At 41.5% G+C, this 11,311-nt stretch carries 11 protein-coding genes; 4 read left to right on the top strand and 7 right to left on the bottom strand.

All coding sequences use genetic code 11. The annotated features are described in order from the left end of the window. Positions 1-179: 179 nt before the first annotated feature. Together motA and motB are read left to right on the top strand one after the other, a co-directional pair. On the top strand, positions 180-974 hold the full coding sequence (motA, locus tag ACQCT5_RS14570) for a flagellar motor stator protein MotA (RefSeq protein WP_499642727.1): 795 nt from the start codon (positions 180-182) through the stop codon (positions 972-974). Next, positions 967-1,707 (top strand): flagellar motor protein MotB, encoded by a 741-nt coding sequence (gene motB / locus ACQCT5_RS14575; RefSeq protein WP_499642728.1) that lies wholly within the window; start codon positions 967-969, stop codon positions 1,705-1,707. Before motA ends, motB begins: the two co-directional genes overlap by 8 nt. A gap of 65 nt (positions 1,708-1,772) precedes the next feature. Here the strand turns inward: motB and motS are convergent, their stop codons facing one another. The 4 genes from motS to ACQCT5_RS14595 all read right to left on the bottom strand — a co-directional run bounded on the left by motS (position 1,773) and on the right by ACQCT5_RS14595 (position 5,939). Beyond that, positions 1,773-2,528: a flagellar motor protein MotS gene (motS, locus tag ACQCT5_RS14580; RefSeq protein WP_499642729.1), complete on the bottom strand. Its 756-nt coding sequence runs from the start codon at positions 2,526-2,528 to the stop codon at positions 1,773-1,775. Then, positions 2,525-3,340 carry a flagellar motor protein MotP gene (gene motP / locus ACQCT5_RS14585; RefSeq protein ID WP_386642966.1) on the bottom strand — a complete coding sequence of 272 codons (816 nt, stop codon included), beginning with the start codon at positions 3,338-3,340 and terminating at the stop codon, positions 2,525-2,527. Before motP ends, motS begins: the two co-directional genes overlap by 4 nt. 104 nt (positions 3,341-3,444) lie before the next feature. Next, the gene (gene ccpA, locus ACQCT5_RS14590) at positions 3,445-4,443 is read right to left on the bottom strand and encodes a catabolite control protein A (protein ID WP_499642730.1); all 999 of its coding nucleotides are present in this window, start codon (positions 4,441-4,443) and stop codon (positions 3,445-3,447) included. A gap of 419 nt (positions 4,444-4,862) precedes the next feature. Beyond that, positions 4,863-5,939 carry a bifunctional 3-deoxy-7-phosphoheptulonate synthase/chorismate mutase gene (locus tag ACQCT5_RS14595; protein WP_499642731.1) on the bottom strand — a complete coding sequence of 359 codons (1,077 nt, stop codon included), beginning with the start codon at positions 5,937-5,939 and terminating at the stop codon, positions 4,863-4,865. 361 nt (positions 5,940-6,300) lie between these two features. Here ACQCT5_RS14595 and pilM point away from each other — a divergent pair, with 361 nt between their 5' ends. Continuing rightward, positions 6,301-8,454, top strand: coding sequence for a pilus assembly protein PilM (gene pilM / locus ACQCT5_RS14600; protein ID WP_499642732.1), 2,154 nt, complete (start codon positions 6,301-6,303; stop codon positions 8,452-8,454). Positions 8,455-8,491: 37 nt separating this feature from the next. Here the strand turns inward: pilM and ytxJ are convergent, their stop codons facing one another. The 3 genes from ytxJ to ACQCT5_RS14615 all read right to left on the bottom strand — a co-directional run bounded on the left by ytxJ (position 8,492) and on the right by ACQCT5_RS14615 (position 9,830). After that, positions 8,492-8,818: a bacillithiol system redox-active protein YtxJ gene (ytxJ, locus tag ACQCT5_RS14605; protein ID WP_499642733.1), complete on the bottom strand. Its 327-nt coding sequence runs from the start codon at positions 8,816-8,818 to the stop codon at positions 8,492-8,494. Between the two features lie 78 nt (positions 8,819-8,896). After that, entirely contained in the window at positions 8,897-9,382 is a 486-nt protein-coding gene (locus ACQCT5_RS14610) for a YtxH domain-containing protein (RefSeq protein ID WP_499642734.1), read from the bottom strand. Positions 9,383-9,395: 13 nt separating this feature from the next. Next, positions 9,396-9,830 carry a DUF948 domain-containing protein gene (locus ACQCT5_RS14615; RefSeq protein WP_499642735.1) on the bottom strand — a complete coding sequence of 145 codons (435 nt, stop codon included), beginning with the start codon at positions 9,828-9,830 and terminating at the stop codon, positions 9,396-9,398. Positions 9,831-10,072: 242 nt separating this feature from the next. Here ACQCT5_RS14615 and ACQCT5_RS14620 point away from each other — a divergent pair, with 242 nt between their 5' ends. Next, complete coding sequence (locus ACQCT5_RS14620; protein WP_499642736.1) at positions 10,073-11,188, top strand: aminopeptidase; 1,116 nt, start codon at positions 10,073-10,075, stop codon at positions 11,186-11,188. Positions 11,189-11,311: the final 123 nt, after the last annotated feature.

Raw genomic sequence — 11,311 nt, forward strand, 5'->3', positions numbered from 1 at the left:
CAAAACACTTTTCTTATTATTGGAAAAGTGTTTTTCTTTTTGGATTATCCGGTCGCACAATTTTATCAATTTAAAATAACCCTCTATAAAAAAATGAGAGATTATGTCGAAGTAAATAGAAAGAGAAGTTAAATCTTGTATTTGCAAAAGTTTATAGAATAGGAACAGGTGGTTATTTCATGGATAAAACATCGGTAGTAGGTCTCATTTTAGGATTAATAGCTGTTGGAGTTGGGATGTTTTTTAAAGGTGTCACTCCAGTTGCTTTAATCAATCCAGCCGCTCTTTTAATTATTTTATTGGGTACAGTAGCTGCTGTAACGATCGCCTTTCCAACCTCTGAAATCAAGAGAGTGCCAAAGCTTTTCGGAATTTTATTCAAAGAAAGAAAAATGATGGATCCGATAGAATTGATCAAAACTTTTTCCGGTTTGGCTCAATTGGCAAGAAAGGAAGGTTTGCTGGCACTTGAATCAACAACCATCGATATTGAAGATGAATTTTTGAAGAACGGCTTAACATTGGCAGTCGATGGTCAAAGTGCCGAATTCATCAGAGATGTATTATCAGAAGAAGTTGAAGCGATGGAAGAAAGACATCAATCCGGAGCTTTAATATTCTCACAGGCTGGTACATACGCTCCTACATTAGGAGTACTCGGTGCAGTTATCGGACTGGTTGCTGCATTAAAATATATGAATGATATCGATGGTCTCGGCCAGGCGATCAGTGCAGCATTCATTGCGACATTACTTGGGATTTTTACAGGATATGTGCTTTGGCATCCATTTGCAAATAAGCTGAAGAGGAAATCAAAACAGGAGGCCAAATTGAAATATATGATGATTGAAGGAATATTATCTATTCATGAAGGCGAATCTCCTAAAGTAATTGAACAAAAGCTAACCTCCTATCTGCCTGCAAGTGAAAGAAAGAAAATTTTTGAAGGAAGTGATGGGAACAAGGATGAGTAGAAGGCGGAAACGACATGACGAAGAAGAACATATTGATGAGTCCTGGTTAATTCCGTATGCTGACCTATTAACACTACTCTTAGCATTGTTTATCGTTTTATTCTCCATGAGTTCCATCGATGCAAAAAAGTTCCAAGCACTTTCTGAGGTTTTTAATGAAGTTTTTTCTAAAGGCTCAGGTATCATGGAATACCCAAATCCAGTTCCACAGCAGAATGCAGCAGTTTTGGATGAACAGGATGAGGTTGAAGAGCAGTTGGAGAAAAAGGCAGATATGCAAGAACTTGAATCCCTTCAAAAGAAGATTGACTCTTATATCGAAGAAAAGGAACTTAGTAATATGCTGGACACTTCCTTAACAGATGAAGGGCTATTGGTCTTAATCCGGGATAACGTATTATTCTCATCTGGAAGTGACCAGGTGAGAACAGATGATTTGGAGATGGCAAAAGAAATTTCCGATCTATTAGTGATAAACCCGCCGAGAAACATTATTATCAGCGGTCACACAGATAATGTTCCAATCAATAACTCCCAATTTGCTTCAAACTGGGAATTAAGCGTAATGAGAGCCGTCAATTTTATGAAGATTGTAATTGAAAACGATAGGCTTGATCCCAGCTGGTTCAGTGCTAAAGGTTTTGGAGAATACGAACCTATTGCTACCAATCAAACTGCAGAAGGAAGAGCACAGAATAGACGTGTTGAAATATTGATACTTCCAAGAAACTGACGCCAACCCGAATGAGGATTGGCGTTTTTTTATCATGCTCTTTCGTAAAGAAAAAAAGACCAATATTAATTGATCTTTTCCTCATACTGCGGGTCCGAAATGACTATTTCTACCCTTCTATTCTTTTGAAAATTTTCACTTGATGTGTTTGGTACGATTGGCCTTGTATCCCCATACCCCACTGCTACAAAGCGCTCGGAGTCGAGATCATGCTCAGCAACGAGGTAGCGGATGACACTGCTTGCCCGGGCAGCGGACAATTCCCAGTTAGAAGGGAACTTTTCAGTGGAAATCGGCCTATTATCCGTATGTCCTTCCACCTTCACCAAATTTGGTATTTTCGTCAGTAACGTACCTACTTTATCCAGGAAAGGATAGGCTGTTGGAAGGATTCGTGCTTCTGCCGTTTCATAGAGTACTTTTTCTTCCAGAACGAGCACGATTCCGCGTTCGGTGCGATTTGCAAGGACGACATCCTCCAAATCGTTCTCATTGAGGAATTTCTGTACTTCATACAATAACTCCTCTAGATTTTGCTCACTTTCCTGTGGATTCGTCTGATCTTCTTCCTTGTTGTTCGTTGATTCTGTCTCCACAGTAAAATCGGTAGGATGGTCAAACGGAACGGCGGAAGGATAATAATCCAAAATGTTCGTCTCTTTGAAGGATTCTGCCACCGCCTTGAATTTAACCAAATCTATTTGGGACATGGAAAATAAAAGGATAAAAAATACGAGTACAAGCATGAAAAGGTCGGAAAATGTCACCATCCATAGTGGTGCACCTGGTGCCTTTGACGATTTTCTCTTCCTGATCATCATCGGACGGTCTCCTCCATCCCCTCCATCACTTCCACTTCTTCTTTTTCACGATCTTGTGCAGTCAGGAATGCAGATAACTTCTCTTCGAGGATTTTCGGGTTCTGACCGGATTGGACTCCGATGACCCCTTCGATGATGATCTGCTTCATAAATACTTCTTTTTCTGTCTTGTTCCCTAATTTATTCGCCATGGGCAAGAAAACAAGATTTGCCAGCAAAGAGCCATAAAGAGTAGTCAGAATGGCAATGGCCATGTTTGGACCCAACGTTGTGGGATCGTTTAGATTGTTCAACATTAGTACAAGACCGATCAATGTACCGATCATTCCCCATGCAGGTGCATATTCCCCCGCTTTTTCCAAGATGTTTTTGCCTTTTAGGTGGCGTTCTTCCATTGCGCTTATTTCTGCGTTCATAATATCATGAATGACTTCCGGATCCACTCCATCCACTGCCAGCAGTATCCCTTTTTTTATAAAATCATCTTCCACATCCTCGAGCTCTGCTTCCAATGCCAATAAACCTTCTCTTCTTGCACGGTCAGAAAGACGGACAAATGTTTCAATGAGAGCAGGCAGTTCCGTTTCCTCTCGGGAAAATGTCGCCTTCAGCACTTTGGGCATCAGCTTCATTTCTTTTAAGTTAAAGGTAATGAAAAGTGCGCCTGTTGTGCCTCCAAGAACAATAAACAAGGACGCAGGGTCCAAGAAGCTTGCAGCTCCGGCAAATCCAGAGTTGCTTAATATTCCAAAGGCAATCATCGCAAATCCAAGAACTAGTCCAATAGGTGTTAACATATCAAGCTTTTTCATACTTTCTCCCCTGACCTTACAGCGCTTTTTAAAATTTTTGATATAAAAAGAGGACAAATTTTAAAGCATTTTGTCCTCTTTTACTATCTATATCGACAGTTTTTTTATTTTGTTGAGCGCCTAAATTCAATTCGGTGAGGAAGTACGACAGTTTGTTCTTCGACTTTTTCCTTGTTCATGAATTTGGTCAATAAACGCATTGCCACTGCACCGATATCATACATCGGCTGTACCACGGTCGTAAGAGTCGGGCGTACCATCGTAGCCAGACGGGTATTATCGAAACCGATCACTTCTATATCATTTGGAATATGAAGACCTTGATCCTGTGCACCGTGAATGACACCAAGCGCCATTTCATCTGTACCAACAAAGATTGCTGTTGGTCTATCATCCAAGCTGATGAGCTTCTCTACAGCTTCAATTCCTGAGTCGTAGCTGTAATCACCTTCGAGCACGATTTCTTCATCGTAGGAAATGCCTGCTTCCTGAAGCGCATTTTTATAGCCGGTCAATTTCTTTTCCCCATTGATCGGTTCATCAAAAAGTCCGGAAACATATCCAACACGCTTATGGCCTTTTTCCACGAGGGCAGTAACTGCATCAAAGGAAGCTTGTACATAATCAATAGTAACGGACGGTACTTTGTTGTCTCTTTCAATGGAGGCTGCAAGTACGATTGGTACAGGGGATTTTTCGAATTCTGCAGCAAGGTCTTCTGTGATATTTCCGCTCATGAATACGATTCCATCTACTTGCTTGCCAAGCATCGTATTTAAAAGATGCAATTCCTTATCAACATTCTGATCAGAGTTGCTCAGGATTATATTGTACTTATACATTGTCGCAATATCTTCAATTCCACGTGCCAGTTCTGCGTAGAAGATATTCGATATATCAGGGATGATTACACCGACAGTAGTCGTCTTTTTGCTTGCCAATCCACGGGCAACTGCATTTGGACGATAGCCCAATCGTTCAATCGCTTCGAGCACTTTCTTTCTTGTGGTCGGTTTTACATTCGGGTTTCCGTTTACTACACGGGAAACCGTTGCCATGGAGACATTCGCTTCTCTGGCAACATCATAAATTGTTACGTTCATTCAAACACACACTCCTTCATTTACATGCATCTATGTAGGTAAAACAGATATATATAAGATAATAATGGCAATTTCAGCGCATTTATTTTATTATCATACGTTATTATGGTGGGACAAGCAACGAATTTACTGCCTTTTTGTTCATCTTGCCCTATCCGGGATAAATTATTTGTTTTTTCGTGATAAAAGCTGTTCTAATCAAAAGCTCTGTTGAACACCGCTGTTGATTTCCGCACTAGGCTTCGCTTTCCGCGGGACGTTTGTGAGCCTCCTCGGCTTCGCCTGTGGGGTCTCCCCTAAGCGCAACACCCGCAGGAGTCTTCGCCTATTGCTCCAATCAACAGCTATTATCCTGAAAATATGCTTTATTTACCAATAAAAAGACGAGCAGCTCGGTGCTCGTCTTGGATGGTTATCTCTTATGATTTATAAGCATAATGGCTGCGGAGCTCTGTTATGAATTCATTGAACATATCGATATCCATTTGCTGTGCAGAGTCGGAAAGCGCAACAGCTGGATCTGGGTGAACCTCTGCCATGACTCCGTCGGCTCCGATTGCCAGGGCAGCTTTTGCTGTAGGCAATAGAAGGTCTCTTCGCCCAGTGGAATGTGTCACGTCCACAAATACCGGTAAATGTGTTTCCTTTTTCAGAATAGGCACTGCGGAAATATCCAAAGTGTTTCTGGTTGCACGCTCGTACGTTCTGATACCGCGTTCACAAAGGATGATTTGATCGTTTCCTTGTGAGATGATGTATTCTGCTGCATTGATGAATTCATCAATCGTTGCAGCTAAGCCGCGTTTTAATAGTACAGGCTTTCTTACGGCACCAGCAGCCTTCAATAATTCGAAATTCTGCATGTTACGGGCACCGATTTGGATAACATCCACATATTCACAAGCAGTTTCGATATCTGCCGGGTTGATGATTTCACTGATGATGGCCATGTCGAACTCATCGCCGACACGCTTCAGGATTTTCAAGCCCTCAAGGCCAAGACCTTGGAAGTCGTAAGGGGAAGTTCTAGGTTTGAATGCTCCACCGCGTAAAAGCTTGATTCCTTGAGCTTTTGCAGCCTGTGCCACTTGTGCCACCTGCTCGTAGCTTTCCACTGCGCACGGTCCGATGATGAAGTGTTGAGAACCGTCGCCGATTTTTACACCTTTTACATCTACAATTGTATCTTCCGGTTTTTTCTTCCTGGATACTAATAGGGCTTTTCTATGATCATCCTTTTGGAGTTCAAGACCAGCCTTGAAAATTTCCTTGAAAAGATGCTGCAAGGTAGATGTCTCGAATGGACCATCATTATGTTCCGTAATCAGGTCGAGCATCTTTCTTTCTCGCACAGGGTCATATCGATTTACACCTTGCGCTTCCTTGAGCTTCCCAATTTCCTGTACAAGCTCACCGCGCTTATTGATGACCTCTAATAGTTGTAAGTTAAGTTCTTCTACTTGTTTTCGCAAGGCGTCTAGCTCGTTATGACTCATTTAAATTCATCCTTTCCTTATTTATAGGCCATTTTCGCAGAAATTGTTGCTTTTGACGAATACAACATAAACACGAAAATATACATTACTTCGTGCTCTTTTCGATGTATCAGATAACATAATTTTTAAATAATGCGAAGTTAATCTCTGTAAAAAATCCAAATGCCGATTTTTTACGGTCAGAAGCAACAAACTTTATGAAAAGAGCTTATTTATAACAGCACCAAGTTATGGTACATTTCTATTAATTAGTTATTATAAACGAACAATCAGTGATTGTCACGAAAAATCTCTTTAATAATTAAACGCTTTTAAGCGATAAAGTATTATATGACTTTTTATAGAGGAAGGTGTACCTATTTTGGAGGGTAACTCGAAAGTCTTTGCATTGGATATTGGAACAAGATCAGTGGTCGGCCTATTATTGGAACAGCAGAATCAACAGTTCAAGGTCCTTGATATGGTGACAAAGGAGCATGAGGAACGAGCCATGCTGGATGGGCAGATACACGATATTTTAGCAGTTTCCAAGGTGATCGAATATGTAAAAATGGAGCTTGAAAAAAATCATGGTCCGCTTACGAAAGTTTGTGTTGCAGCTGCGGGTAGAGCCCTTAAAACGCAGACCGCCCATTCGATCCAGAACATTAAAGGGAAATCACTTTTTACAGAAAATGATATTTTCCTATTGGAGCTGGCAGCTGTTCAAGAAGCTCAAGCGCAGCTATTGAACGATCAGCTGGATTCCGCCAATCAATATTTCTGTGTAGGATATTCGATACTCCGCTATTACTTGGATGGCGAGGAAATCGGTAGCCTTCTTGATCAAAGAGGTGAGATTGCTTCAACAGAGGTCATCGCCACCTTCTTACCGAAAATTGTGGTGGAGTCCCTCATCTCTGCATTACAGCGGGCAAACCTACAGTTGGAAGCATTGACCCTGGAACCGATAGCGGCAATCAACGTGCTGATTCCACCTAGCATGCGTCGCCTGAACGTTGCACTTGTAGATATTGGTGCAGGAACCTCGGATGTTGCCATTACAAGGGATGGCACAGTTACTGCCTATGGAATGGTCCCTGTTGCTGGAGATGAGATTACAGAGGGATTAAGCGACCAATTCTTATTGGACTTCCCTCAAGCGGAACTGGCAAAAAGAGATATGATACATAAAGACATGATTACCTTCACAGACATTCTAGGATTTGAACATACTCTTACGAAAGATTCCATAATTGATTCTATTAAGCCTTTCATCGATAAACTGGCAAAAGCCATTACAGATGAAATCAAGCACCAGAATAATAGGCAATCACCGAAGGCTGTCATGCTTGTAGGCGGCGGAAGCTTAACGCCCACCCTAACCTCCATGATTGCCCATTACCTTGAGCTTCCTGAGAACCGCGTGGCAATTCGTGGGGTGGATGCCATCCCACAGCTTCAAAAAGCGGACATTACCATCACTGGTCCTGAATTTGTCACTCCTATCGGCATTGCAATAGCCGCAAAGCAAAAACCGATCGAATATGTCTCTGTCACTGTAAATGATCTGCAGGTGCGGCTATTTGATGTGAAAAAGCTAACAATAGGCGACAGTCTATTGGCAGCTGGCGTTTCCATCAACAAACTGGTAGGAAAACCAGGTCTTGCCTTGATGGTTACCGTTAACGAGAAAAGCATCACACTGCCTGGCAGCCTTGGGACAGCCCCTAAAATATACAAGAACGGGCAGCTCTCCCAAAGCTTTGATTCCATTCAGAACGGCGATTCCATTGAGGTGATTAGAGGCGTTGACGGCGTTGACGCTGCCGCTACAGTCAGAGATGTCATAGGGGAGGATCTACCGAGCTATGCGGTAATAATTAATGGAACAACTCAGGTCATAGAGCCAACTCTTCTCATCAATGGTGAATCAGCTTCTTTTGACAGTTTCTTAAGAGACCGTGATAGAATTGTATTTCATTATCCTTCTAGCATCAGGGAGTTACTGACATATCTTAATCAAAGTGAAGATGAGGGTTTTTCTCCTTTTGTTCTTTATTTGAACGATGAAAAAACAAAGTTCGAGCATTTCTCCAAGAACCTTTATCTAAATGGAAAAAAAGCTTACCTGCAGGACAGCTTTTCGCCAGGCGATGAGATTGAATGGAAAGAAGGTTCACAAGCGACAGTGAAAATGGTGTCCATGATTCAAAACTATGAAACAAGGCAGGAGATATCTGTCCTATATAATGGGCAAAAGGTAATCCTTCACAAAACGCTTCTTGAATTTTATCGGAATGGAGTACTGTTGACGGAAGATGATACACTATCCAATGGAGATCATCTTCAGCTAATGGTGAGAAGAAAAGAGCCGTTTATCTTCCAGGATATTTTCCGATTTGTAGAAATCGATAAGCCACACGAAGCAGGATCATTTAAACTTCAAAAAAATGGTGCGGATTCCTCTTTCTATGATTTTATTCAACAAGGGGATGTGCTCGATATCATGTGGGAGAAAAAGGTATACCAATAATAAAAAAAACGAACGAGCAGCATGGGCCCGTTCGTTTTTATTTTACATTCTCCTGTAGTGAAGAGTAAGTAATTTTCCAATGGGAAGCGTCCCATACAACTTTTCCGTCTTTGAAAAGAAGTGCCTGTGGAGATTCATGTTTGATGGCATATGTCTCAGCAATATAGTTTGATAAGGATCTAGCTTCCTGTACATGCAAATAGTACAAAGGAATTTCATTGTGGTCTGCAGCGAAATTTTCAAATTCCTCATATGCTGCATGGCTTATTGGGCAAGTTGTACTGTTCTTAAACAATAGAAACGTACCATTTTCCTTTGCCAGCTCTTCAAATTTTTCAACAGATTGAACCAACGTTTTACTCATAGAATTACACCATCCTCTAGATTGTCCCGAATTAAAAACGGCGAAGTTATCATATCACTTCGCCGCATTATACTCAAGTTATTTAGTTTCAGTCAATTGCTTCTCTACATCTTCCAATGCAGCTTTTGTATCTTCAAGCTTCTTTTTCACTTCATCCGTCATTTCATCAGAACCACTTTCAATCGCAGTGGCCGCCTCAGAGATGATTTCCTGAACCTGATCCTGAAGATCTGAAGAAACATCACCGTTTCTATCTTTCAGCTGCTTCACTTTATCCATCACTTGCTGCGTCTGCTCTGTGATGGCCTTTGATAATTGATTGGACTTCTCACGTGCCTGCTCAGCCAAGTCTGTTGAAAAATCTGTTGCTTGCTGTTTCCAGTTATCTGTTCTTTCCTTAAGTTGAGTCGCTTGATCGGTAATGTCTTCACGAAGCTCTCTACCTGATTTAGGCGCTAGGAAAAGTGCAGTTGTCGCCCCAACGATTCCACCAATCAATGTACCGATTAAAAAGTCCTTTGTGTTGATTCCATCATTGTTTTTGTTCATTTCTTCGTTACTCATTTCCGATTCCTCCTCATAATTTGTTGATTTTGTTTTTCTGTTTTTTCTCATTCCATTTTTCCACAAGCTCCATTGCAACATTGGACCATTGAACCACCTGGGAAACCTTATCCTGATTCTGATCCAATTGATGTGCTACATTATTTGATAACCGTGATACGGAATGATTAAACCCTTGAATGGAAGTACCAACATCCTTAACGGCGGTCACAACCGTATTAAGCTGCTGCGATTTATCTTGAATGTCATCCATCAAAACGTTGGTTTTATGTAATATCTGCTCCGTCTCTGTCGTGATTCCCTGCATCTGCTTTTCGATACTTCCAAGAGTACCTGCAACTTGATCCAATGTGCCTTGCACAGAACGAAGAGTTTTCGAAACAAAAATTACTAATACTAAAAATGCAATTGCTACGATAATGGCACTCACGTAGAGCAAGTCGATCAAATCTGACACCTCCTGCTGAATATTTGCATACTAGTTGTTTACCCCACATGATAAAGTTTAAACATCTTATACCACTTCTTATTCTATGAGAAAGACAAAATCCCTGCTAGAAAATGCGCAAATTGTACATTTTATAAAAAAAATTCAGCTGTCGGAAAATCAAAAAAATTAAACAAACTCCGTGAATTCGGTTACAATATAATGGTTACATACTAAACTTCATTAATTAGGGGGCAATACATGTGAAAGATCCTCGCATTCAAACTTTAGCCAAAAACCTGATAAATTACTCGGTTAAATTGCAAAAAGGTGAAAAAGTACTTATTGAAAACTTTGGCCTTCAACGAGAGCTCGTTGTTGCCTTGGTGGATGAGGCATATAAAGCTGGCGGCTACCCGTTCGTGTCATTAAAGGATGTACAAGTAGATCGTGCCTTGCTTATGGGTGCCCAGGAAGAACAATTTAACATGAAGGCTGATTTCGAAGCAAATGTGATGAAAAATATGGACGCATATATTGGATTGCGTTCCGGCGATAACATCAGTGAACTTTCCGATGTACCCGATGAAAAGCAGAAAATCCAGGGAAGCACAGTTGGCAAAAAGGTTCACCGTGACATCCGTGTACCGAAAACAAGGTGGGTTGTTCTTAGATACCCTAATGCTTCCATGGCTCAGCTTGCAAAAATGAGCACAGAAGGCTTTGAGAACTTCTACTTTGACGTTTGCAACCTTGATTACGGGAAAATGAGCGATGCAATGGATGCACTGGTTTCCCTTATGAACAAGACGGATAAAGTGCGCATTACAGGCGAAGGCACAGATCTAAGCTTCTCGATCAAGGATATCCCGGCAATTAAATGCGCAGGGGAAATGAATATTCCTGACGGTGAAGTCTATACTTGTCCAGTAAGAGATTCGGTAAATGGAACCATCTCCTACAACACTCCTTCACCTTACCAGGGATTCACTTATGAAAATGTCAAATTGACTTTCAGAGACGGGAAAATCGTAGAAGCATCTGCAAATGATTCCGACCGCATCAACAAAATCTTTGACACGGACGAAGGTGCACGCTATATCGGTGAATTTGCAATCGGTGTGAACCCTTATATTCAGCACCCGATGCAGGATATCCTTTTCGATGAGAAAATTGACGGGAGCTTCCACTTCACTCCAGGTCAGGCATATGAGGATGCTTACAATGGAAACGACTCCGATATCCACTGGGATATGGTCATGATCCAGCGCCCTGAATATGGTGGCGGTGAAATCTACTTTGATGATGTACTGATCCGCAAAGACGGTCGTTTTGTCATTCCGGAACTGGAGAGCTTGAATCCGGAGAATTTGAAATAAGATCGATCTTTGATAAATGGACCCGGCCTCACCGCATGATGCGTTGTGGCCTTGGTCCGTTTTTTTAGTTGTTTCAAAGGTTGGGGCGTGCTCTGAGTGAATTGTGGTCTCAAATACGCCTTA

This window comes from Sutcliffiella halmapala (assembly GCF_050107295.1).
Taxonomy (GTDB): domain Bacteria; phylum Bacillota; class Bacilli; order Bacillales; family Bacillaceae_I; genus Sutcliffiella_A; species Sutcliffiella_A halmapala_A.